Origin of the sequence: Mycetohabitans sp. B8 (genome assembly GCF_021991875.1) — a bacterium.
Classification (GTDB): domain Bacteria; phylum Pseudomonadota; class Gammaproteobacteria; order Burkholderiales; family Burkholderiaceae; genus Mycetohabitans.
Genome location: NZ_JAHLKR010000011.1, coordinates 11,495 through 33,654, shown reverse-complemented (window position 1 = coordinate 33,654; position 22,160 = coordinate 11,495). Strand labels below are relative to the sequence as shown.

Genomic DNA, 22,160 nt, shown 5'->3' with positions numbered 1-22,160 from the left:
TTGCGCACCTTTACTTCTTCTTCGTTTCCTTGAGGATCACGGCTTCGTCGGCGTAGCGCACACCCTTGCCCTTATAGGGCTCAGGCGGACGGTAGCCGCGCACTTCCGCGGCAACTTGGCCGACCTTCTGCTTGTCGATCCCCTTGATGACGATTTCCGTTTGCGACGGCGTTTCCGCCTTCACACCTTCCGGCATTTGATGCACGACCGGATGCGAGAAGCCCAGCGACAGATTCAACTTGTCGCCTTGCGCCTGCGCACGGTAACCAACGCCGACCAGCGTGAGCTTGCGCTCGAAGCCCTTCGTCACGCCGTTCACCATATTCGCGACAAGTGCGCGCATCGTGCCGGACAGCGCGTTCGCTTCGCTCGACTCATCAACCGGTTGGAACTTCAGTTCGCCGTTGTCGTTGATCACCTTCACAAGCGGGTTTAGCGCCTGAGAAATCGTGCCCAACGGCCCTTTTAGCGTAATCTGCGTATCGCCCAGCGTCACCTCAGCACCGTTGGGCAGAGGAATCGGGCTCTTACCTACTCGAGACATGTTTCACTCTCCTGTCGGGCTTTACGCGACGTAGCAAATGACTTCGCCGCCCACACCCGTGGCGCGCGCCTTGCGATCGGTCATCACACCCTTGGGCGTGGACACGATGGCGACGCCCAGGCCGTTCATGACCTGCGGGATATCGTTGCGGCCGCGATACACGCGAAGGCCTGGCTTGGACACGCGTTCCAGACGCTCGATGACCGGTCGGCCGGCGTGGTACTTCAGTGCAATGTTCAGTTCCGCCTTCGGGCCCTGGGCCTTCACAACGAAGTCGTCGATGTAGCCTTCGTCCTTCAGGACCTGCGCGATTGCGACCTTCACTTTCGACGAGGGCATCGTCACCGCCGCCTTCTCGACCATCTGCGCGTTGCGGATGCGAGTCAGCATATCGGCGATAGGATCACTCATGCTCATTTATGTTGCTCCTTACCAGCTCGCCTTCGTCAGGCCGGGAATCTCGCCGCGGAATGCGATTTCGCGAATCTTGCCGCGCGCCAAGCCAAATTTGCGGAACGTGCCACGCGGACGCCCGGTGATCGCGCAGCGATTGCGCTTGCGGGTCGGGTTCGCGTTGCGCGGCAGTTGCTGCAGCTTCAGGCGCGCTTCGTAGCGCTCTTCGTCGGACTTGCTCGTATCGTCAATGATCGCCTTGAGCGCCGCGCGCTTTGGCGCATACTTCGCTGCGAGACGAGCACGCTTCTTTTCACGTTCGATCAGTGCCAGTTTAGCCACGGTAACCTCAGTTTCTGAACGGGAACTTGAAGCTGGCGAGCAGTGCCTTCGCTTCTTCGTCAGTCTTCGCAGTCGTCGTGATGCTGATATTCAGCCCACGCAGCGCGTCGATCTTGTCGTAATCAATCTCGGGGAAAATGATCTGCTCCTTGACCCCGATGTTGTAGTTGCCGCGACCATCGAATGCCCGGCCCGAGATGCCACGGAAATCGCGCACCCGCGGCAGCGCGATCGTCACGAAGCGATCCAGGAACTCATACATTGCGCGACCACGCAGCGTGACCATCGCGCCAATTGGATAGCCCTGGCGGATCTTGAAGCCCGCGATCGCCTTACGCGCTTTCGTCACGACCGGCTTCTGACCAGCGATCTTTGTTAGATCACCTACTGCGTTGTCGATGATCTTCTTGTCAGCGACCGCGTCACCCAGACCCATGTTCAGCGTGATCTTGGTGATGCGCGGCACTTCCATCACGGACTTGTAGCCGAACTTTTGCGTCAGTTCGGAAACAATCTTTTCTTTGTAAACCTGCTGCAAACGTGCCATTTTCGACTCCCGACTCAGGCGCTCAGCACAGCACCGGTGGTCTTCAGGAAGCGTACCTTCTTGCCGTCCTCGACCTTGATGCCCACTCGCGACGCACGGCCGTTCGCATCGACCAACGCGACGTTGGAGATGTGCAACGGCATCGACTTGCTTTCCACACCGCCAGTCGTACCCTTCATCGGGTTCGGCTTCACGTGCTTCTTCACGAGATTGATACCTTCAACCGTCACACGATCGCCCGCAACCGCCAGCACGGTACCGCGCTTGCCCTTGTCCTTGCCTGCGATGACGATGATTTCGTCACCCTTGCGAATCTTGTTCATCGCGACTCCTTACAGCACTTCCGGCGCGAGCGAAACGATCTTCATGAAACGTTCGCTACGCAATTCACGCGTGACCGGCCCGAAAATGCGCGTACCGATCGGCTCAAGCTTGTTGTTCAGGAGCACGGCGGCATTGCCGTCGAACTTGATCAGCGAGCCGTCCTGGCGACGCACGCCCTTGGCGGTACGGACCACCACGGCGTTATAGATTTCGCCCTTCTTGACGCGCCCACGCGGCGTGGCTTCCTTGACGCTCACCTTGATGATGTCGCCAATGCTCGCGTAACGACGCTTCGAGCCGCCGAGCACCTTGATGCACAACACTTCGCGTGCACCCGTGTTGTCGGCTACTTCAAGCCGAGTTTCGGTCTGGATCATGGTTTATCTTTCCCAACTTAATCCGGCACGCCACCATGGCGCGGCCGGTCAGTCTTGGTCCCGTCAGCCGATCGGCTGCTTGGGTTAGAACAGCAGCGACGGCAGACGAAACCCGCCATCGCAATCGGTGAATCCTGCGGTGCAGATGACAGCCACCCACACGCGCACTGGCCAACTCAGCCCCACCACTTACCCGCGACGGGGCATCCCTTATATGAGGGAAGTCCGAGATTATAACAAATAATCCCGGACTTGCAACAATTTGTTGCGATACTGTGGTGGCTCACGCCACCTGCACTCAGATAATACGCGCCGCTTCAACCAGGCGAGACACGCTCCAGGCCTTCGTCTTCGAAATTGGACGATTTTCCTGGATCTCCACGAGGTCGCCCTCGTTGTACGTGTTCGCTTCGTCGTGCGCGTGGTACTTCTTCGAGCGCACGACGTACTTGCCGTAGATCGGGTGCTTGACGCGATGCTCGACGAGCACGGTCACGGTCTTGTCCATCTTATTGCTGACGACCTTGCCGACCAGCGTCCGCTTAAGCGAGGTTTTAACGCTATCGTTCATTTCTGGTTCGCCTTTTCAGTCAACACGGTACGCACACGCGCGATGTCGCGGCGGACCTTCTTCAGCTGGCTGGTGTTCTGCAGCTGCTGGGTCGCGAGCTGCATGCGCAGACCGAATTGGGCTTTCAGCAGGTCCGACAGCTCCTTGTTGAGCGCGGCCTGATCCTTGTCGCGAAGTTCGGAAGCTTTCATCGCTTGACTCCTTAGGCGCCGATCTGGCGAGCGACGAACATCGTCTTCAGCGGCAACTTCGCCGCTGCCAGACGGAACGCCTCACGCGCCAGCTCTTCGTTAACGCCATCCATTTCGTACAGCATCTTGCCGGGCTGGATCTCGGCAACGTAGTACTCAGGGTTACCTTTACCGTTACCCATCCGCACTTCGGCCGGCTTTTGCGAAATCGGCTTGTCCGGGAAGATGCGAATCCAGATGCGGCCGCCACGCTTGATGTGGCGGGTCATCGCTCGGCGCGCGGATTCGATCTGACGCGCGGTTAAACGACCGCGACCGACCGCCTTCAGGCCAAATTCGCCAAACGACACCGCGTTGCCACGCGTTGCGACGCCCGTGTTACGACCCTTTTGCTCTTTGCGGTACTTTCTGCGTTTCGGTTGCAGCATAGTTATTCTCCACTCTTCGCGTCGCCGCCAGCACCGGCACCACTACGGCGCGGACCGCCCCGACGTGCACCCGGTGCGCCTTCGCCATCACGGCGCGGGCGACGATCGCCTGGGCGGGCATTGCGGCGCGCACGCTTGTCGTCCGCCGGCTCTTCGGCGACCGGCACATCGTTGCGGCCGAGCGTATCGCCTTTGTAGACCCACACCTTGACGCCGATGATGCCGTACGTCGTCTTCGCTTCCGACGTCGCATAGTCGATATCGGCGCGCAGCGTGTGCAGCGGCACACGGCCTTCACGGTACCATTCGGTCCGTGCGATTTCGATGCCGTTCAGACGACCCGCGCTCATGATCTTGATGCCCTGCGCACCCAGACGCATCGCGTTTTGCATCGCGCGCTTCATCGCGCGACGGAACATGATCCGGCGCTCGAGCTGCTGTGTGATCGAATCGGCGATCAGTTGCGCATCGGTCTCCGGCTTACGGACTTCTTCGATGTTGACGTGAACCGGCACGCCCATGCGGCGCTGCAGTTCGGTCTTCAACAACTCGATATCCTCACCCTTCTTGCCGATCACGACGCCCGGACGCGAGCTGAAGATCGTGAGCCGCGCGTTCTTTGCAGGACGCTCAATCACGACGCGGCTCACCGACGCGTTCTTCAGCTTTTTCTTCAGGTATTCGCGAACACCGATGTCTTCCTTCAGCATCCCAGCGAACTGGGTATTGTTCGCGTACCAACGCGATGCCCAGTTACGGCTGACAGCCAGGCGGAAGCCAGTCGGATGAATTTTCTGTCCCATCGTGTGACCCCTTAATTCCCGACCGTCACAGTGATGTGACAGGATTGCTTCTCGATACGGTTGCCACGACCCTTCGCGCGAGCGGTAAAACGCTTCAGCGAAGCTGCCTTGTCGACGTAGATCGTTTTGATCTTCAACTCGTCGATGTCCGCACCCTCGTTGTGCTCCGCATTGGCGATCGCCGATAGCACCACCTTCTTGACGATACCAGCCGCTTTCTTCGGCGAAAACGTCAGAATATTCAGGGCCTTGTCAACCGGCAAACCGCGAATCTGGTCGGCCACAAGGCGCGTCTTCTGCGCCGAAATGCGGGCACCGCGATGAATTGCCTTCACTTCCATCTTGATTGCCCCTTATCTCTTGGCCTTCTTGTCGGCCACGTGCCCTTTGAAGGTACGGGTCAACGCGAATTCGCCGAGCTTGTGGCCGACCATATTTTCCGACACATACACCGGAACATGCTGGCGGCCGTTGTGCACAGCGATCGTCAAGCCGATGAAATCCGGCAGGATCGTCGAACGACGCGACCAGGTCTTGATCGGTTTCTTGTCACGCGAAGCTGCAGCCGCCTCAACCTTCTTCAGCAAATGGGCGTCGCAGAACGGACCTTTTTTAACAGAACGTGCCATTGCCTACTCCTTAACGCTTGTGACGGCGCTGGACGATCATCGTCGTCGTGCGCTTGTTGCGACGCGTGCGGAAGCCCTTCGTCGGCGTACCCCACGGGCTGACCGGATCGCGACCCGCCGCCGTACGACCCTCGCCGCCACCGTGCGGGTGGTCGATCGGGTTCATTGCCACACCACGGACCGTCGGACGGATACCGCGCCAACGATTCGCGCCGGCCTTGCCGATCTGACGCAGGCTGTGTTCCTCGTTGCCGACTTCACCGATCGTTGCACGGCATTCGATGTGCACGCGCCGGATTTCACCCGAGCGCAGGCGAACCTGCGCATACGTGCCCTCGCGAGCCAACAGCATCGCCGACGCACCGGCTGAGCGCGCGATTTGCGCCCCCTTGCCCGGCAGCATTTCGACACAGTGAATGGTCGTACCCACCGGAATATTGCGGATCGGCAGCGTATTGCCCGCACGAATCGGCGCTTCCGAACCCGACAACAGTTGTGTGCCCACCATCACGCCCTTCGGCGCGATAATGTAGCGACGCTCACCATCGGCATAGCACAGCAGGGCAATGTTCGCGCTGCGGTTCGGGTCGTATTCAAGACGCTCAACCTTCGCCGGGATAGCGTCCTTGTTGCGACGGAAATCGATGACGCGATAGTGATGCTTGTGACCGCCGCCCTTGTGGCGCGTCGTGATATGACCGTTATTGTTGCGGCCAGCCGTGGAGCTTTGCTTATCGAGCAGCGCCGCGTACGGCTTGCCCTTGTGCAGTTCCTTGTTGACCACCTTCACCATCGCACGACGGCCAGGCGAAGTCGGTTTGAGCTTAACGAGTGCCATGATTACTTGGCCTCCGCTTCAAAGTTGATTTCCTGGCCCGGCTTCAGGTTTACGTACGCCTTGCGCACGTCCTTGCGGCGGCCCATGAAACGGCCAAAGCGCTTGGCTTTGCCCTTCACGTTCAGCACGTTGACCGACTCTACTTCGACCTTGAACAACAATTCGACTGCCGCCTTGACTTCCTGCTTCGTGGCATCCGGCGCAATGTCGAATACGACTTGTTCGTTCTTGTCGGCCACCAGCGTCGCCTTTTCGGAGATCACCGGCGCGAGCAGAACCTGCATCAAACGATGATCGTTCTTGCGAATTTCGCTCATGACAGCAACTCCTCGATCTGGGCGACCGCAGCCTTCGTGACCAGCACTTTCTTGAAGTAGATCAGCGACAACGGGTCGGCATAACGCGGCTCGACAACCGCCACATGCGGCAGATTGCGCGACGCAAGGTACAGGTTCTCGTCGACGGTATCGGTGATCACGAGCACCGACTCGAGCCCCATGGCCTTGAACTTGGCCGCCAACAACTTGGTCTTCGGTGCCTCGAGCTTAATGTCCTCGACCACCGACAGACGGCCTTCACGAGCGAGCTGCGACAGGATCGAGCAGACGCCGGCGCGGAACATCTTCTTGTTGACCTTCTGGCCGAAGTTCTCTTCCGGCGAGTTCGGGAAGATACGGCCACCGCCGCGCCACAACGGGCTCGACGACATACCGGCGCGGGCGCGGCCCGTGCCCTTCTGGCGCCACGGCTTCTTAGTCGTGTGCTTGACTTGCTCGCGATCCTTCTGCGCACGATTGCCGCTACGCGCGTTCGCCTGGTACGCGACGACGATCTGGTGGATCAGCGCTTCATTGTAGTCACGACCGAACACGATGTCCGATGCGTTCACACCCGCGCTTTCCTGACCTTGGTCGTTCAGGAGCTTCAGTTCCATTGTCACGCCCCCTTCTTCGCGCGAGCCTTAATGGCCGGCGTCACGAAAACTTTGCCGCCCTTTGCGCCCGGCACCGCACCCTTGACGAGGATAAGCTTGCGCTCCGCGTCGATACGTGCGATCTCGAGATTCTGCGTAGTGGCCGTCACATCACCGAGGTGGCCGGTCATACGCTTACCCGGGAACACACGACCCGGATCCTGCGCCATACCGATCGAGCCCGGCACGTTGTGCGAACGCGAGTTACCGTGCGACGCGCGGCCCGAACCGAAGTTGTAGCGCTTGATCGTACCGGCATAGCCCTTACCGATGGACACGCCCTGCACGTCAACCTTCTGACCCACTTCGAACAAGTCGGCACTGATCACCGCGCCTGGCGACAACTCGGCCGCCTTGTCGGCATCGATGCGGAATTCCTTTAGGATTTCACCGGCTTGAACACCGGCTTTGGCGAGATGACCAGCCAGCGGCTTGGTCACACGCGACGCGCGACGCTCACCGAAAGCAACCTGCACGGCCGTATAACCGTCCGTTTCAACGGTCTTGATCTGCGTCACGCGGTTGTCCGACACGTCCAGCACGGTCACGGGAATCGAATCACCGTCAGCCGTGAAAATACGGGTCATCCCAACCTTGCGACCTACGAGTCCAAGGCTCATCGTTTTCTCCATTCCCGACTGCGATTGGTCGGGGCTGATTACGAAACACCGGCGAACAGGAAAGAAGGCTAACGCCCACCTGTCACACGGCTTTTTAACGCAAATACGCGAAAAGCCTGGCATTGTAGCAGGGCTTTTCGTTTTTTGCAAGCAATCAATGACTTAGGCGCACCACGCCATCGCCGTGCAGGGTACGCCGCAAAGCCGCGTTACTGCAGCTTGATTTCGACGTCGACGCCCGCTGGCAAGTCGAGCTTCATGAGCGCATCTACGGTCTTGTCGGTCGGATCAACGATGTCCAGCAAGCGCAGGTGCGTGCGGATTTCCAGCTGATCGCGCGACGTCTTATTCACGTGCGGCGAACGCAGGATGTCAAAGCGCTGGATGCGCCGCGGCAGCGGGATCGGGCCAACGAGGATCGCGCCGGTGCGCTGTACCGTCTCGAAAATCTGCCGCGCTGATTGATCGACCAGCTTGTAGTCGAAAGCTTTCAGGCGGATACGGATTTTCTGCTTTTGCATGACATTTCCTGTAAAGAGCGAGGCGATATGGCATCGCCATAACCAAAGAACATGAAGCGGGCCCCAATCGGGAAACGGGCGCCCGCTCCGGACACTACGACATACCGCTACAGCAAACCGGCGATTTTACTCGATGATTTTGGCGACGACACCGGCGCCGACGGTACGGCCGCCTTCGCGGATCGCGAAACGCAGGCCCTCTTCCATCGCGATCGGCGCGATCAGCTTGACCGTGATCGACACGTTGTCGCCCGGCATCACCATTTCCTTGTCCTTGGGCAACTCGATCGAGCCGGTCACGTCCGTCGTGCGGAAGTAGAACTGCGGCCGGTAGTTGTTGAAGAACGGCGTGTGGCGTCCGCCCTCATCCTTGCTCAGCACGTACACTTCCGCCGTGAAATGCGTGTGCGGCGTGATCGTGCCCGGCTTGGCCAGCACTTGGCCACGCTCCACATCCTCGCGCTTGGTACCACGCAGCAGGATACCCACGTTGTCCCCGGCCTGACCCTGATCCAACAGCTTGCGGAACATCTCCACGCCCGTGCACGTCGTCTTCGTCGTGTCACGGATGCCCACGATCTCGATTTCCTCGCCGACCTTGATCACCCCGCGCTCCACACGACCCGTGACCACCGTACCACGACCCGAGATCGAGAACACGTCTTCCACCGGCATCAGGAACGCACCATCCACCGCACGCTCCGGCGTCGGAATGTACGTGTCCAGCGCATCGGCCAGGCTCATGATCGCCGCCTCGCCCAACTCGCCCTTGTCCCCTTCCAGCGCCAGCTTCGCCGAGCCCTTGATGATCGGCGTGTCGTCGCCCGGGAACTCGTACTTGGACAGCAGCTCGCGCACTTCCATTTCTACCAACTCGAGCAGTTCCGCATCGTCCACCATGTCGCACTTGTTCAGGAACACGATGATGTACGGCACGCCCACCTGACGCGCCAGCAGAATGTGCTCACGCGTTTGCGGCATCGGGCCGTCTGCGGCCGACACCACCAGGATCGCGCCGTCCATCTGCGCCGCGCCCGTGATCATGTTCTTCACGTAGTCCGCGTGACCCGGGCAGTCCACGTGCGCATAGTGACGCTGCTCTGTTTCGTACTCAATGTGCGCCGTGTTGATCGTGATGCCACGGGCCTTCTCTTCCGGCGCCGCGTCGATCTCGTCGTACTTCTTCGCTTCGCCGCCAAACTTCGACGACAGCACCGTCGCAATCGCCGCCGTCAGCGTGGTCTTGCCATGGTCAACGTGACCGATCGTGCCCACGTTCACGTGCGGCTTGGTCCGCTCAAATTTACCTTTAGCCATATTTCTCTTCTTTCAATAGTGGTTCGTGAATGAGTTTGCCGACCGATCACTTCGCTTTCGCGTTGATGATCGCATCAGCCACGTTGCGCGGAGCCTCGGCATAGTGCTTGAACTCCATCGTGTACGTCGCACGGCCTTGCGTCAGCGAGCGCAGCGACGTCGAGTAGCCAAACATTTCCGACATCGGCACTTCCGCGCGGACGATCTTGCCGCCGCCGACCATGTCTTCCATGCCCTGCACGATGCCGCGGCGGCCCGACAGGTCGCCCATCACATTGCCCATGTACTCTTCCGGCGTCTCGACTTCGACAGCCATCATCGGCTCGAGAATCACCGGATTCGCCCGGCGCATCGCTTCCTTGAACGCCATCGAACCGGCCATCCGGAACGCGTTTTCGTTCGAGTCCACGTCGTGGTACGAACCGAACGTCAAGTGCACCTTCACATCGACGACCGGGAAACCGGCCAGCACGCCGCTCTTCAGCGTTTCCTGAATACCCTTGTCGACCGCGGGGATGTACTCGCGCGGAATCACTCCCCCCTTGATCTCGTCGAGGAACTCGTAGCCTTTGCCTTGCTCATTCGGCTCCAACGTGATGACCGCATGGCCGTATTGGCCGCGACCGCCGGACTGTTTAACGAACTTGCCTTCGACGTCCTCTGCCGATTTGCGGATCGTTTCGCGGTAAGCCACCTGCGGCTTGCCAACCGTCGCCTCGACGTTGAATTCGCGCTTCATCCGATCGACTAGGATTTCCAGGTGCAGCTCGCCCATGCCCGAGATGATCGTCTGGCCCGATTCCTCGTCGGTATGCACGCGGAACGACGGGTCCTCTTGCGCCAAGCGGTTCAGCGCGATGCCCATCTTTTCCTGGTCGGCCTTCGTCTTCGGCTCGACGGCCTGCGAGATCACCGGCTCCGGGAACACCATACGTTCAAGCACGATCGGGTTGGCCGGATCGCACAGCGTGTCACCGGTGGTCGCCTCTTTCAGGCCGACCGCGGCGGCGATGTCGCCAGCGCGCACTTCCTTGATTTCCTCGCGCTGGTTCGCGTGCATTTGCAGAATCCGTCCGACGCGCTCCTTCTTGCCCTTCGTCGAGTTCAGCACGGTATCGCCAGAATTGACGACGCCCGAATACACGCGGAAGAAAATCAATTGGCCAACGAACGGGTCCGTCATGATCTTAAACGCGAGCGCCGAGAATTTCTCGTCATCCGATGCGTTGCGCTCCACCTCCTCACCGCTCTCGGTCTCGCCCTTGACCGGCGGAATGTCGACCGGCGACGGCAGGAAGTCGATCACCGCATCCAGCATGCGTTGCACGCCTTTGTTCTTAAACGCGGTCCCGCACAGCATCGGCTGAATTTCGCAGGCGATCGTGCGATCGCGCAGCGCCTTGACGATTTCATCTTCGGTCAGCGCTTCGCCACCGAGATACTTTTCCATCAGCGCCTCGCTCGCCTCGGCTGCCGACTCGATCATCTTCTCGCGCCACTCGTTACACGTGTCCACGAGTTCAGCCGGAATATCGGCATATTCGAACTTCGTTCCTTGCGATGCGTCGTCCCAAACGATCGCCTTCATCTTCAACAGGTCGACGACCCCTTTGAACGACTCCTCTGCACCGATCGGCACGACGATTGGCACCGGATTGGCCTTCAGGCGCGTCTTCAGCTGGTCATACACTTTGAAGAAGTTTGCGCCGGTACGGTCCATCTTGTTCACGAACGCGAGCCGCGGCACCTTGTACTTATTGGCCTGGCGCCACACGGTTTCCGATTGCGGCTGCACGCCACCGACCGCGCAGTACACCATGCACGCGCCATCGAGCACGCGCATCGAGCGCTCGACCTCGATCGTGAAGTCCACGTGTCCCGGCGTGTCGATGATGTTGATGCGGTGTTCTGGGTAGTTGTTGCCCATGCCTTTCCAGAACGCCGTCGTCGCAGCGGACGTGATCGTGATACCACGTTCCTGCTCCTGCTCCATCCAGTCCATCGTCGCGGCACCATCGTGCACTTCGCCGATCTTGTGGTTCACACCGGTGTAAAACAGGATGCGCTCGGTCGTCGTCGTTTTGCCGGCGTCGATGTGAGCGCTGATACCGATATTACGGTAACGCTCGATAGGAGTCTTACGAGCCACTTTAATCTCTCAAGAGGATTGCGCAGCGGGAGAACCCCGGTGCGCCTTAACACAAACGGGCGAGGCGCTTTGGAAGCGCACCCGCCCGGAATTTTCTTCTCCGTTTACCAGGCTTTCCAGCCTAAACGGCCGTTAGAAACGGAAATGCGAGAAAGCTCTGTTCGCTTCCGCCATCCGGTGCACTTCGTCGCGCTTCTTCATCGCGCCGCCCCGACCTTCCGCGGCCTCGAGCAGTTCACCGGCCAGGCGCAGCGCCATCGACTTCTCGCTACGCTTTTTCGCGGCCTCACGCAACCAGCGCATCGCCAATGCCATACGACGCGACGGGCGCACTTCGACCGGAACCTGGTAGTTCGCGCCTCCAACGCGGCGGCTTTTCACTTCAACCACCGGCTTCACGTTGCTCAGCGCGACAGTGAACACTTCCAGGGGGTCCTTGCCGGCCTTGCCCTGGATTTGCTCGAAAGCCCCGTACACGATGCGCTCGGCCACCGACTTCTTGCCCGACAGCATCAGTACGTTCATGAATTTTGCAACATCAACATTGCCGAACTTCGGGTCCGGCAATATTTCCCGCTTGGGGACTTCGCGACGACGCGGCATTTCTGTTCCTTTGACTGTTCAGTTGGAGCGGTTATGTTCCCCACTCCGCGGCCACCAACTAACCCGATCCATCTCACGACTAACCAGCTTGGCCGGGTGACCACTTACTCGATAGCGCCGATCGATCCGGCACTACCGCCTTTGCATCGACGGGCGATGCAGTTTACTTACCCGCCTTGGCGCGCTTTGCACCATACTTCGAACGGGCCTGCTTGCGGTCCTTGACGCCTTGCGTGTCGAGCGAGCCGCGCACCATGTGGTAACGCACACCCGGCAAGTCCTTGACCCGGCCGCCGCGAATCAGCACGACCGAGTGCTCCTGCAGGTTGTGGCCTTCACCACCGATGTACGAGATAACCTCGAAGCCGTTCGTCAAACGCACCTTCGCGACCTTACGAAGCGCCGAGTTCGGCTTTTTGGGCGTCGTCGTGTACACACGGGTGCACACGCCGCGACGCTGCGGACAGTCCTGCAAGGCCGGGCTTTTGCTCTTCACATGCTCCGAAGCGCGGCCTTTGCGAACCAATTGATTGATGGTTGGCATTGTTGATTCCTGGAAATAGACAAAATCGGACGACGCAGGCCCGGGCAAGCGGACCTGAATGGCTGCACGCACGCCACCCGATGAACCGACACCGGAATAATCGGCGGCAATAGTGCCGCGCCCGCCATGCTGACAACCGGCCGACCTACAATAACCAAGAGGGCGACCAGCGATGCGAGCGCAATCGCGCCGAATACCGGAACCTGGCATAGTAATCCAAGATTTGCAAGTACGTCAACAGCAGGTTGCGCGCATTGGCTCACGCCGATGGAGCGACTACCGCCGTCAGTCGTCGCTGATCACCTCGAGCAGTTCGTCACCGAAGCGCTCGAATTTGCGCGCGCCCAGGCCCGGTACGCCGCGCAGTTCATCGCGCGAAACCGGCGCGCTGCGGGCCAGCTCGGCTAACGTCGCATCGTGGAAAATGACGTAGGCCGGCACGCCGTCGGCCTTGGCTGTCTCGCTACGCCAGGCGCGCAACCGGTCCCAGCGCGCACGCTGGTGCGGCGACATGCCAGCGGTCGGATCGGTGCGCTCGCCGCGACGCGCGCCATCCGCCTCACGCACCCGTTTAGGTTTAGCATACCGGCGCAGCGTGATGTTGCGCTCCCCCTTCAACACCGGCTTGCTCGCCTCCGTGAGCACCAGTACGCCGTGGCCTCCATGATCGACAGCAAGCAGGCCTAGCGCAATCAACTGGCGGAAAATCGCCCGCCATTGCGCCTCTGACAACCCTGCGCCGATACCAAAAGTGCTCAACGCATCGTGCCCCCGTTGCTTGACGCGCTCGGTTTTGTTGCCGCGCAATATGTCGATCAGGTGGCCCGCACCAAATCCAAAGCCGCTAGCCCGCTGCACGCGGTACACGCATGACAGCGCCATCTGCGCCTCGCGAGTGCCATCCCAGGTTGCCGGCGGCTCCAGGCACGTATCACAGTTGCCACAGGGTTGGCCCGTTTCGCCAAAATAGCCGAGCAAATGCACGCGCCGGCATCCGGCCGTCTCGCACAATCCAAGCAACGCATCGAGCTTCGCCGTTTGCACTCGCTTGTGCAACTCGTCGGCCTCGGACTCGTCGATCATCTTGCGCTGTTGCACGACGTCGCCCAACCCGTAGGCCATCCACGCGTTGGACGCAAGGCCATCGCGGCCGGCCCGGCCGGTTTCCTGATAGTAGCCTTCGATGCTCTTGGGCAGGTCCAGATGCGCGACGAAGCGCACGTCCGGCTTGTCAATCCCCATTCCGAACGCGATCGTCGCGCACATCACAACCCCCTCCTCGTGCTGGAAAACCTGCTGGTGCCGCTGGCGAAGCTGCGCGTCCATGCCGGCGTGATACGGCAACGCGCGCAGCCCCTGCTGTATCAGCCAGTCAGCCGTCTCCTCGACCTTGCGCCGCGACAGGCAATAGACGATGCCCGAATCGGTGGTGCCGTCCACGTTGGTGTGCTCGGCCCGGATAAAATCGAGTAATTGCACACGCGCATTGTCCTTCTCGACGATCCGGTAACGGATGTTTGGCCGGTCGAAACTCGAAATGAACACTCGAGCGTTGTTCAGCGCGAGCCGCTCGATGATTTCCTCGCGCGTGAGCGCGTCTGCCGTCGCGGTCAACGCAATGCGAGGCACCTGCGGGAAACGCTCGTGCAGCGCGCACAACTGCATATATTCGGGCCGGAAATCATGGCCCCACTGCGACACGCAGTGGGCTTCGTCGATCGCAAACAACCCTATCCGGCTGCGCGCGAGCAGCTCCAGGAACCGTGCTGTCAGCAGTCGCTCCGGTGCAACGTACAACAACTGCAACTCGCCACGCGCGAACGCGCGCTCGGTCGCCGCCGCCTCGGCCGCGGTGAGCGCCGAGTTCACGTAGGCTGCCCGCACCCCCGCTTCGGTCAATGCCGCGACCTGGTCCTGCATCAACGCGATCAGCGGCGACACCACGATGCCGGCGCCCAGGCCGGCTTCGTGCCGCACCAGCGCGGGAATCTGGTAACACAACGACTTGCCGCCACCGGTGGGCATCAGCACAAGGCTGTCGTGCCCCGCCGCGACATGTTCAACGATATCGGCCTGCGGCCCGCGAAACGCCGGATAGCCGAAGACCTCTTTAAGCAACGCAAGACAGCGGGACATGCAACTCCACGGGTGGGAACGGCACGCAGCGTGCGCGTTCAGACCGGTACATTTTATCAACCGCGCGCAGTCAGCGGTATCCGCCCGATGGCCGATGAAGGATACCGTTCGGTAGGAGTCACTTAGACGGCTCGGCGCGCTGGGTCCGCGTCGGCCCGGGCATGATCAGCCCCAACTCCTGCTGCAGCGCCTGCAAATATCGTCCGCGCAGGAAGCGGCATTCCTGCTTGAGCATGCCATAGAGGATGAAATCCGTGCCGTCTCCGGCACCCTCGCGCATAATGCCTTCACGCCGAAAACCCAGGTGCTCGTCGAGCCGCTGCGCACGCAGGTTATCCGTGCGCACCAGCCCCGTCACCCGCCGGCAGTTGAGCACCACGAACGGATACAGAAAAACCGCCGACAGAAACGCCGGCGTCAGCAGATGACGCGACTCCAGCATCGCGCAGTGCATCAGCACGTTCGGGCCGTTGTACCCTTGGTACACCACGCCGGCCACGATATGGCCGTCTTTTTCGAGCCCAATCGTCGTGCAGTCGTTGTAGCTCGCCTCGCCCGTTGCCGCGGCGACAAAGCGCATGACTTCGTCGCCACGGTGATACACGATTCGTCGCATGATTGGGTTCAAACAGCGGATCAGGTTGGCAATGGAATGCCGAATTGCTGCAGCGTCGGATTCACGTTATCGGCAAACTTTTCCTGATTCTGCTTCTTGTGCACCGCTTCAACGATCGCCGACACAATCGTCGCGATCACACCGGCAATTTCGCCAATCGGCCCGAGTGCATCGAGCACCGTCGATACCGCGCTGACGATCCCGGCAACCGCTTCGCCCGCCACGTTGCCCGCGACGCGGGCAGCGGTCGTCGCAATTTTGGTGGCGACTTCACCCGTTTCTGCCGCAGCCTCACCAGCCGCCCCGGCGCCGCGGGTAAGCCATGAGCCAATGTCCTTAGTATCTTTGACCGCGTCCTTGATCGTGTCGATGATGTCGAGCGGATTCGCGCTGGACGATCCGTTGCCGCTGGCGCTGGAATCGGCGCTTTCGGCACCGTTCGACGCCGCGCCGCCGCCCGCTTTTTCGAACAACTGCGCCAGGCTCTCCATTTCAGGCGGCAGCTTCTTTTTCAGGTACTCGCCCACGGCCGGATCATTAGCCAGGGTCTGGATGTCCTGCGTGAGCACTTTGACCGTCTCGTCGACGTTGCGCAGATGATCGCTACCGCCGGCCTGTACGTTGATCAGCGTCTGCATCAGCTTGCACATGACCGCGGCCTTCTGCTCCGCCGTGTAATTGCCGGGATGAGCAAAGATGTCCTGATTCAACGTACTAATATCTGTATTGGCGGTGACGTTTTTCAGGCCTGCGTCTTTTAAAAAGTTCAAGTCGGATTGTTCGTCCGTCGGTGCTTCTTCCTTGATGAAGCTCGTCAGGTTATCGTCGTTGATCAAGTTATCGGCCTTGTTCGTCGCCTTGTCGACGCCGGCGCGGTCAATCGCGTCGAACCCGCCGTTGGTCGACAATGCCTTCGCGGCATTCTTCAGCGCGTCGCTGAAACCACTGTTATTTTGTAGATCGCAGACCTGCTGTTTAGTCGCCACCATGCCGCCGCCCTTTCCGCCGTTGTAGCTATGGTTCTTACCACCGGCGTCCTGGTGGCCCGTGGACTGGCCGGTGATCGCGATGTAGGCTTGCAGCAGTGCAGCCGAGCGCGCCGTTGCCAACGAATCGGGATCGGCGTCTGGGTGCTTCTTCATATACTCTTGGATATTGTTATCGGCCTGTTCCAGATTTTTATGAACCGATTTTAAAAAGTCGCCCATTTTTCCCTGGTCGACCGTTCCATCATCCTTCAATGCACCGGTTCGCTGCAGTGCACTCTTGAGCGACGGATTGTCGTTGACATACTGCAGCGCGGCTTGCTTCATCTCATCCATGGCCCCATCAACTTGGCCGCTCAGGATCTGCATCGCGGCAATCGGGCGCTCCAACTGGATGCATTGATCGGCCGAGGCCATGTCGTTCCACTTCGATAAGTCATCACCTTCGTACTGGTCAATGAAATTATCGAGGGCGGCATACTTCGGGTCGCCTTGAATAAACTCGTCGTCACAACCACATTCTGTCGTGTCGGTATCCGTGTCCGCCCCATCTACGATGGTCGAATCGTCGTCTGACCAATCCTGTTCGTCGTTGACGGTAACGAACGGCGCACGGATCACAAAGGTGCGGTTTCCGAAGGCTGATGTATCCGATTTGGCGCTGCTCGACGGCGTATTCGATTCGGTGCCGGACTGGTTCGCTTTGATGCCATCGTGCGCTGTCTGCGCCGGGGGAGCCCATATATCGGTCTCCGAGCCGCTGTCGTCGACATCGGAGTCTTCCCACTCCAAATCTAGGTAGGACAGCCCCAACAGGCTCAAGTGGGACGGAAATTTATCACTCTGCGCGTCAGGCTTGTCACCCTTGGCGTCGGCTTCAGGAATGTGTAGTCCCGTGTTGAGCCATGGGCTACTCCACTGCTGCACTAAAGTATTCATCGAGTTTGGCTCCTCTCGGTGGCGCGCCAGCAACAGTGGTGCGCAAGACATGCCCTGAACGGGGCAACGGATCGTGAATCGATTATCAGCATGCCGCCGAACCAGGCTCCGGAAACTGCGAACTGCCGTGGCTTGATGCGAATCCCTGTCTCGCCTTATGTGACAGTTGGCGCCCGCCGCCTTGAAGACCCTGGTGTAGGCCGGATGCCAACTGCACCCATTCCACCTTCCAATTGCCGACCGATGTCCGCTGGCTACGACCCTAATGCCCTACCTCCTACCCCCTGCCTCTTGCCCCCTTGTCTCTAATCTCCAACCGCTCAACACGCTCGTCGATCCATACAAAGACAAAACCCTACGCACTCTCGTACGTAGGGTTCATTGTTCAACCATCGGGCGCCGCAGACTGACAGTCTACTGACACGCGGACACCTGACCGGGCACGCTGTCATGCGGTCACGAGAGGCTGCCGGCGCCGTCAACCCGACGCCGGCATGCGTCACTCGTTTTCCGAATGCGGATGCTCGACCGGCATCTCCGGCGTGACGAAGTCGAATGGGCTCGCGTGCTCTTCTTCTGCCGCAATCTGCTCGAAACGCTCGCGATCCGCCGTCTCCTTGCTCTTGCGCGCCTTGTGGAACGCAAGCCCCGTACCGGCCGGGATCAGGCGACCGACGATCACGTTCTCCTTCAGACCACGCAGGTCGTCGCGCTTGCCCATGATCGCGGCTTCGGTCAGCACGCGCGTCGTCTCCTGGAACGAGGCAGCCGAGATGAACGAATCGGTCGACAGCGACGCCTTCGTGATACCCAGCAGCACGTTCTCGTAGGTTGCCGGCCGCTTGTCTTCCGCGATCATCCGGTCGTTCTCGTCGAGCATGTCGGAACGTTCAACTTGTTCGCCCGGGATAAACCGCGTATCGCCGTTGTCGACGATTTGCACGCGGCGCAGCATCTGGCGCACGATCACTTCAATGTGCTTGTCGTTGATCTTCACGCCCTGCAAGCGATACACGTCCTGCACTTCGTCGACGATGTAGCGCGACAGCGCCTCGATGCCCTGCAAGCGCAGGATGTCGTGCGGATCGGCCGGCCCGTCGACAATCATCTCGCCCTTGTTGACGACCTGGCCATCATGCACGAGCACCTGCTTTTCTTTCGCGATCAGGAATTCGTGCTGATTGCCGTCCAGATCCGTGATGACCAGGCGCTGCTTGCCCTTCGTGTCTTTGCCGAACGACACCGTCCCGGTCACTTCCGCCAGGATGCCCGCATCCTTCGGCGAGCGCGCCTCGAACAACTCGGCAACCCGTGGCAGACCACCGGTAATGTCGCGCGTCTTCTGCGACTCAGTCGGAATCCGCGCCAGCACCTCACCGACTTGGACCTGCTGACCATCCTTCACCGTGATCAGCGCGCCAACCTGGAAGCCGATCTGCACCGCATGCTCGGTTCCCGGAATCTTCACTTCGTCGCCGGTCGCATCCAGCAGCTTCACTTGCGGACGCACGCTCTTGGACGACTGCGATCCGCGGCGCTTGGAGTCGATCACGACGAGCGTTGACAGGCCGGTCACTTCGTCGATCTGCTTCGCGACGGTCACGCCCTCTTCGACGTTCTCGAACTTCACCGTGCCACCGTACTCGGTGATGATCGGACGCGTCATCGGGTCCCACGTCGCGAGCTGCGTACCCGCCTTGATCTGCACGCCGTCCAACTGCAGCAGCGTCGCACCGTACGGGATCTTGTGGCGTTCGCGCTCGCGGCCGTGGTCGTCCGCGATGACGACTTCGCCGGAGCGCGAAATGACGATCTGCTCGCCCTTTGCGTTCGTGACATAGCGCATCGTCGCGGTGAAGCGCGCGATACCGTTGGACTTCGCCTCGACGCTAGAGGCCACCGCCGCCCGCGATGCCGCACCACCGATGTGGAACGTGCGCATCGTCAGCTGCGTGCCCGGCTCGCCGATCGATTGCGCGGCGATTACGCCGACCGCCTCGCCCACGTTCACCAGCGAGCCGCGTCCCAGGTCGCGACCATAGCACTTCGCGCACAACCCGTAGCGCGTTTCGCAGGTCAATGGCGTGCGCACGCGCACTTCATCGATACCGAGGCGCTCGATCTCCTCGACCGCGGTTTCGTCCAGCAGCGTACCCGATTCGTACAGCGTCTCCTGGTTTTCCGGATTGACGACGTCGGCCACCGCGACGCGACCGAGAATCCGGTCGCGCAGCGCCTCGACGACTTCACCACCCTCGACCAGCGCCTTCATTGCCACGCCCTGGCTGGTGCCACAGTCGTCCTCGACGACCACCAGATCCTGCGTCACGTCGACCAGACGACGCGTCAGGTAGCCCGAGTTCGCGGTCTTCAACGCGGTATCCGCCAAGCCCTTACGTGCGCCGTGCGTCGAGATGAAGTACTGCAGCACGTTCAGGCCTTCGCGAAAGTTCGCGGTAATCGGCGTCTCGATGATCGAGCCATCCGGCTTGGCCATCAGCCCACGCATGCCCGCCAACTGGCGAATCTGCACCGCCGAGCCACGGGCACCGGAGTCCGCCATCATGTAGATCGAGTTGAACGATTCCTGGCGCGTCTCGTTGCCATCGCGGTCCACCACCGGCTCGGTCGACAGCTGCTCCATCATCGCCTTGCCAACCGACTCGGAGGTAGCCGACCAGATGTCAACCACGTTGTTGTAGCGCTCCTGGGCGGTGACCAGGCCCGACATGTACTGGCGATCGTATTCCTTGACCTTTTTGGCGGCCTCGCCCACGATCGTTTCCTTTTGCGGCGGCACGAGCATGTCGTCGACGCAGATCGAGATCCCGGCGCGCGTGGCCAGCCGGAATCCGGACTGCATCAGCTGGTCGGCGAAGATGACAGTCTCGCGCAAGCCGCAACGGCGAAACGCCGTGTTGATCAGCCGCGAGATTTCCTTCTTCTTCAATGGTTTGTTCAGCACGCTGAACGGCAAACCCGGCGGCAGGATCTCCGACAGGATCGCACGGCCGACGGTGGTCGCATACAACGAGACCTTCGGCACGAACTTCGGCGCACCCTCGGAGCGATCTTCGTTGGTCACCATCTCGGTGATCCGCACGTTCACGCGCGAGGCCAGCTCCACTTCCTTGTTCTCATACGCGCGCAGGACTTCGCTCACGCCGGTGAAGGTCATCCCTTCACCCTTCGCATTGATCGCTTCGCGCGTCGCATAGTACAAGCCCAGCACGATATCCTGCGACGGCACGATCGACGGATCGCCGTTGGCCGGGAACAACACGTTGTTGGACGCGAGCATCAGCGTGCGCGCCTCCATCTGCGCCTCGAGCGACAGCGGCACGTGCACGGCCATTTGGTCGCCGTCGAAGTCGGCGTTGAACGCCGCGCACACGAGCGGGTGCAATTGGATTGCCTTGCCTTCGATCAGCACCGGCTCGAACGCCTGGATCCCCAGGCGGTGCAGCGTCGGCGCGCGGTTCAGCATCACCGGATGCTCGCGGATCACCTCTTCGAGGATGTCCCACACGACCGGCGTCTGGCTTTCAACTTCCTTCTTTGCCGCCTTGATCGTCGTCGCGACGCCCATCACCTCAAGCTTGTTGAAGATGAACGGTTTGAACAACTCGAGCGCCATCAACTTCGGCAGGCCACACTGGTGGAGCTTGAGCGTCGGACCGACGACGATCACCGAGCGACCCGAGTAGTCAACGCGCTTACCGAGCAGGTTCTGGCGGAAGCGGCCGCCCTTGCCTTTGATCATGTCGGCAAGCGACTTCAGCGGCCGCTTGTTCGCGCCAGTCATTGCCTTGCCACGACGGCCGTTGTCGAGCAGCGAGTCGACCGCCTCCTGCAACATCCGCTTTTCGTTGCGCACGATGATCTCGGGCGCCTTCAGCTCGAGCAGACGCTTCAACCGGTTGTTACGGTTGATCACGCGACGATACAGGTCGTTCAGGTCCGACGTCGCGAACCGGCCGCCGTCCAGCGGCACCAGCGGACGCAACTCCGGCGGCAGCACCGGCAGCACCTCGAGAATCATCCAGTCCGGCTTGATGCCCGAACGCTGGAATGCCTCGAGCACCTTCAGGCGCTTCGCGTACTTCTTGATCTTCGCTTCGGAGCCGGTGTTCTTCAGCTCGGTGCGAAGCTGCTCGACCTGCGCATCAATGTCGATCGAGCGCAGCAACTCACGCACACCTTCCGCGCCCATTTCAGCGCGGAACTCGTCACCGTACTCCTCAACCTTATTGTAGTAATCCTCTTCGGTCATGATCTGCCGCGCCTTGAGCGGCGTCATGCCCGGATCGATCACGACATAGGCTTCGAAGTACAGTACGCGCTCGATGTCGCGCAATGTCATGTCGAGCACCATGCCCAGGCGCGATGGCAGCGACTTCAGAAACCAGATGTGCGCGACCGGCGAGGCAAGCTCGATATGGCCCATGCGCTCGCGGCGCACCTTCGCGAGCGTCACCTCAACGCCGCACTTCTCGCAGATTACGCCGCGGTGCTTCAAGCGCTTGTACTTGCCGCACAGGCACTCGTAATCCTTGATGGGGCCGAAGATCTTCGCGCAGAACAAACCATCGCGCTCCGGCTTGAACGTGCGGTAGTTGATGGTCTCCGGCTTCTTCACTTCACCGAACGACCACGACCGAATCTTGTCCGGCGAGGCCAGACCGATCTTGATCGCATCAAAAACTTCTTCTTGTTGGACTTGCTTGAATAGATCGAGCAAAGCTTTCATCGCTTCTCTCCAGTAGTCC

The 22,160-nt window shown here is 60.4% G+C and carries 25 protein-coding genes; all 25 read right to left on the bottom strand.

Annotated features, from left to right (window positions below):
- Positions 1-10 precede the first annotated feature (10 nt).
- The 25 genes from rplF to rpoC all read right to left on the bottom strand — a co-directional run bounded on the left by rplF (position 11) and on the right by rpoC (position 22,141).
- Complete coding sequence (rplF, locus tag KQH60_RS04550) at positions 11-544, bottom strand: 50S ribosomal protein L6 (protein WP_237575377.1); 534 nt, start codon at positions 542-544, stop codon at positions 11-13.
- A gap of 21 nt (positions 545-565) precedes the next feature.
- Positions 566-961, bottom strand: a complete 396-nt coding sequence (gene rpsH, locus KQH60_RS04545; RefSeq protein WP_237575376.1) for a 30S ribosomal protein S8 — start codon at positions 959-961, stop codon at positions 566-568.
- 12 nt (positions 962-973) lie between these two features.
- A complete protein-coding gene (gene rpsN, locus KQH60_RS04540; protein ID WP_013434795.1) occupies positions 974-1,279 on the bottom strand; it encodes a 30S ribosomal protein S14 in 306 nt (101 codons plus the stop codon).
- A 7-nt stretch (positions 1,280-1,286) separates the two neighbouring features.
- Positions 1,287-1,826, bottom strand: coding sequence for a 50S ribosomal protein L5 (gene rplE, locus KQH60_RS04535; protein ID WP_237575375.1), 540 nt, complete (start codon positions 1,824-1,826; stop codon positions 1,287-1,289).
- Positions 1,827-1,840: 14 nt separating this feature from the next.
- Complete coding sequence (gene rplX / locus KQH60_RS04530) at positions 1,841-2,149, bottom strand: 50S ribosomal protein L24 (protein ID WP_237575374.1); 309 nt, start codon at positions 2,147-2,149, stop codon at positions 1,841-1,843.
- A 9-nt stretch (positions 2,150-2,158) separates the two neighbouring features.
- Entirely contained in the window at positions 2,159-2,527 is a 369-nt protein-coding gene (rplN, locus tag KQH60_RS04525) for a 50S ribosomal protein L14 (protein ID WP_013434792.1), read from the bottom strand.
- Between the two features lie 298 nt (positions 2,528-2,825).
- The gene (gene rpsQ / locus KQH60_RS04520) at positions 2,826-3,098 is read right to left on the bottom strand and encodes a 30S ribosomal protein S17 (RefSeq protein WP_237575373.1); all 273 of its coding nucleotides are present in this window, start codon (positions 3,096-3,098) and stop codon (positions 2,826-2,828) included.
- A complete protein-coding gene (gene rpmC / locus KQH60_RS04515) occupies positions 3,095-3,289 on the bottom strand; it encodes a 50S ribosomal protein L29 (RefSeq protein WP_013434789.1) in 195 nt (64 codons plus the stop codon). Before rpmC ends, rpsQ begins: the two co-directional genes overlap by 4 nt.
- A gap of 11 nt (positions 3,290-3,300) precedes the next feature.
- Positions 3,301-3,717 (bottom strand): 50S ribosomal protein L16, encoded by a 417-nt coding sequence (gene rplP, locus KQH60_RS04510; protein WP_013434788.1) that lies wholly within the window; start codon positions 3,715-3,717, stop codon positions 3,301-3,303.
- A gap of 2 nt (positions 3,718-3,719) precedes the next feature.
- On the bottom strand, positions 3,720-4,520 hold the full coding sequence (rpsC, locus tag KQH60_RS04505) for a 30S ribosomal protein S3 (RefSeq protein ID WP_237575372.1): 801 nt from the start codon (positions 4,518-4,520) through the stop codon (positions 3,720-3,722).
- An 11-nt stretch (positions 4,521-4,531) separates the two neighbouring features.
- Positions 4,532-4,861, bottom strand: coding sequence for a 50S ribosomal protein L22 (gene rplV / locus KQH60_RS04500; protein ID WP_013434786.1), 330 nt, complete (start codon positions 4,859-4,861; stop codon positions 4,532-4,534).
- A gap of 12 nt (positions 4,862-4,873) precedes the next feature.
- Positions 4,874-5,149 carry a 30S ribosomal protein S19 gene (gene rpsS, locus KQH60_RS04495; protein ID WP_237575371.1) on the bottom strand — a complete coding sequence of 92 codons (276 nt, stop codon included), beginning with the start codon at positions 5,147-5,149 and terminating at the stop codon, positions 4,874-4,876.
- Between the two features lie 10 nt (positions 5,150-5,159).
- The gene (rplB, locus tag KQH60_RS04490) at positions 5,160-5,987 is read right to left on the bottom strand and encodes a 50S ribosomal protein L2 (RefSeq protein ID WP_237575370.1); all 828 of its coding nucleotides are present in this window, start codon (positions 5,985-5,987) and stop codon (positions 5,160-5,162) included.
- A 2-nt stretch (positions 5,988-5,989) separates the two neighbouring features.
- On the bottom strand, positions 5,990-6,304 hold the full coding sequence (gene rplW, locus KQH60_RS04485) for a 50S ribosomal protein L23 (protein WP_237575369.1): 315 nt from the start codon (positions 6,302-6,304) through the stop codon (positions 5,990-5,992).
- Positions 6,301-6,921 (bottom strand): 50S ribosomal protein L4, encoded by a 621-nt coding sequence (gene rplD, locus KQH60_RS04480; RefSeq protein WP_237575368.1) that lies wholly within the window; start codon positions 6,919-6,921, stop codon positions 6,301-6,303. The genes rplW and rplD overlap by 4 nt, the downstream gene beginning before the upstream one ends.
- Before the next feature lie 2 nt (positions 6,922-6,923).
- A complete protein-coding gene (gene rplC, locus KQH60_RS04475; RefSeq protein WP_237575367.1) occupies positions 6,924-7,580 on the bottom strand; it encodes a 50S ribosomal protein L3 in 657 nt (218 codons plus the stop codon).
- A gap of 209 nt (positions 7,581-7,789) precedes the next feature.
- The gene (gene rpsJ / locus KQH60_RS04470) at positions 7,790-8,101 is read right to left on the bottom strand and encodes a 30S ribosomal protein S10 (RefSeq protein WP_013434780.1); all 312 of its coding nucleotides are present in this window, start codon (positions 8,099-8,101) and stop codon (positions 7,790-7,792) included.
- A 126-nt stretch (positions 8,102-8,227) separates the two neighbouring features.
- Entirely contained in the window at positions 8,228-9,418 is a 1,191-nt protein-coding gene (tuf, locus tag KQH60_RS04465; RefSeq protein ID WP_237575352.1) for an elongation factor Tu, read from the bottom strand.
- A gap of 46 nt (positions 9,419-9,464) precedes the next feature.
- Positions 9,465-11,567, bottom strand: a complete 2,103-nt coding sequence (fusA, locus tag KQH60_RS04460; RefSeq protein WP_237575366.1) for an elongation factor G — start codon at positions 11,565-11,567, stop codon at positions 9,465-9,467.
- Between the two features lie 132 nt (positions 11,568-11,699).
- Positions 11,700-12,170, bottom strand: coding sequence for a 30S ribosomal protein S7 (gene rpsG, locus KQH60_RS04455; RefSeq protein WP_013434778.1), 471 nt, complete (start codon positions 12,168-12,170; stop codon positions 11,700-11,702).
- A gap of 163 nt (positions 12,171-12,333) precedes the next feature.
- On the bottom strand, positions 12,334-12,714 hold the full coding sequence (gene rpsL / locus KQH60_RS04450) for a 30S ribosomal protein S12 (protein ID WP_237575365.1): 381 nt from the start codon (positions 12,712-12,714) through the stop codon (positions 12,334-12,336).
- 285 nt (positions 12,715-12,999) lie between these two features.
- Positions 13,000-14,850 (bottom strand): DNA helicase RecQ, encoded by a 1,851-nt coding sequence (gene recQ / locus KQH60_RS04445; RefSeq protein WP_237575364.1) that lies wholly within the window; start codon positions 14,848-14,850, stop codon positions 13,000-13,002.
- A gap of 118 nt (positions 14,851-14,968) precedes the next feature.
- Positions 14,969-15,466 carry a GNAT family N-acetyltransferase gene (locus KQH60_RS04440; protein WP_237575363.1) on the bottom strand — a complete coding sequence of 166 codons (498 nt, stop codon included), beginning with the start codon at positions 15,464-15,466 and terminating at the stop codon, positions 14,969-14,971.
- A gap of 20 nt (positions 15,467-15,486) precedes the next feature.
- Entirely contained in the window at positions 15,487-17,391 is a 1,905-nt protein-coding gene (locus KQH60_RS04435; protein WP_237575362.1) for a type III effector HrpK domain-containing protein, read from the bottom strand.
- 499 nt (positions 17,392-17,890) lie between these two features.
- The gene (gene rpoC / locus KQH60_RS04430) at positions 17,891-22,141 is read right to left on the bottom strand and encodes a DNA-directed RNA polymerase subunit beta' (protein WP_237575361.1); all 4,251 of its coding nucleotides are present in this window, start codon (positions 22,139-22,141) and stop codon (positions 17,891-17,893) included.
- Between the last annotated feature and the right edge of the window lie 19 nt (positions 22,142-22,160).

Bases quoted from the DNA above. Each gene is read 5' to 3' on its own strand.
- tuf (WP_237575352.1), bottom strand. From the start codon at position 9,418: ATGGCTAAAGGTAAATTTGAGCGGACCAAGCCGCACGTGAACGTGGGC.
- rplP (WP_013434788.1), bottom strand. From the start codon at position 3,717: ATGCTGCAACCGAAACGCAGAAAGTACCGCAAAGAGCAAAAGGGTCGT.
- rpsQ (WP_237575373.1), bottom strand. From the start codon at position 3,098: ATGAACGATAGCGTTAAAACCTCGCTTAAGCGGACGCTGGTCGGCAAG.
- rplD (WP_237575368.1), bottom strand. From the start codon at position 6,921: ATGGAACTGAAGCTCCTGAACGACCAAGGTCAGGAAAGCGCGGGTGTG.
- rplX (WP_237575374.1), bottom strand. From the start codon at position 2,149: ATGAACAAGATTCGCAAGGGTGACGAAATCATCGTCATCGCAGGCAAG.
- KQH60_RS04440 (WP_237575363.1), bottom strand. From the start codon at position 15,466: ATGCGACGAATCGTGTATCACCGTGGCGACGAAGTCATGCGCTTTGTC.
- rplC (WP_237575367.1), bottom strand. From the start codon at position 7,580: ATGAGCCTTGGACTCGTAGGTCGCAAGGTTGGGATGACCCGTATTTTC.
- recQ (WP_237575364.1), bottom strand. From the start codon at position 14,850: ATGTCCCGCTGTCTTGCGTTGCTTAAAGAGGTCTTCGGCTATCCGGCG.
- rpsL (WP_237575365.1), bottom strand. From the start codon at position 12,714: ATGCCAACCATCAATCAATTGGTTCGCAAAGGCCGCGCTTCGGAGCAT.
- rpsH (WP_237575376.1), bottom strand. From the start codon at position 961: ATGAGCATGAGTGATCCTATCGCCGATATGCTGACTCGCATCCGCAAC.
- rplE (WP_237575375.1), bottom strand. From the start codon at position 1,826: ATGGCACGTTTGCAGCAGGTTTACAAAGAAAAGATTGTTTCCGAACTG.
- rpsC (WP_237575372.1), bottom strand. From the start codon at position 4,520: ATGGGACAGAAAATTCATCCGACTGGCTTCCGCCTGGCTGTCAGCCGT.
- rpmC (WP_013434789.1), bottom strand. From the start codon at position 3,289: ATGAAAGCTTCCGAACTTCGCGACAAGGATCAGGCCGCGCTCAACAAG.
- rplN (WP_013434792.1), bottom strand. From the start codon at position 2,527: ATGATCCAGACCGAAACTCGGCTTGAAGTAGCCGACAACACGGGTGCA.
- KQH60_RS04435 (WP_237575362.1), bottom strand. From the start codon at position 17,391: ATGAATACTTTAGTGCAGCAGTGGAGTAGCCCATGGCTCAACACGGGA.
- rplV (WP_013434786.1), bottom strand. From the start codon at position 4,861: ATGGAAGTGAAGGCAATTCATCGCGGTGCCCGCATTTCGGCGCAGAAG.
- rplB (WP_237575370.1), bottom strand. From the start codon at position 5,987: ATGGCACTCGTTAAGCTCAAACCGACTTCGCCTGGCCGTCGTGCGATG.
- rpoC (WP_237575361.1), bottom strand. From the start codon at position 22,141: ATGAAAGCTTTGCTCGATCTATTCAAGCAAGTCCAACAAGAAGAAGTT.
- rplW (WP_237575369.1), bottom strand. From the start codon at position 6,304: ATGAGCGAAATTCGCAAGAACGATCATCGTTTGATGCAGGTTCTGCTC.
- rpsJ (WP_013434780.1), bottom strand. From the start codon at position 8,101: ATGCAAAAGCAGAAAATCCGTATCCGCCTGAAAGCTTTCGACTACAAG.
- rpsS (WP_237575371.1), bottom strand. From the start codon at position 5,149: ATGGCACGTTCTGTTAAAAAAGGTCCGTTCTGCGACGCCCATTTGCTG.
- rplF (WP_237575377.1), bottom strand. From the start codon at position 544: ATGTCTCGAGTAGGTAAGAGCCCGATTCCTCTGCCCAACGGTGCTGAG.
- rpsG (WP_013434778.1), bottom strand. From the start codon at position 12,170: ATGCCGCGTCGTCGCGAAGTCCCCAAGCGGGAAATATTGCCGGACCCG.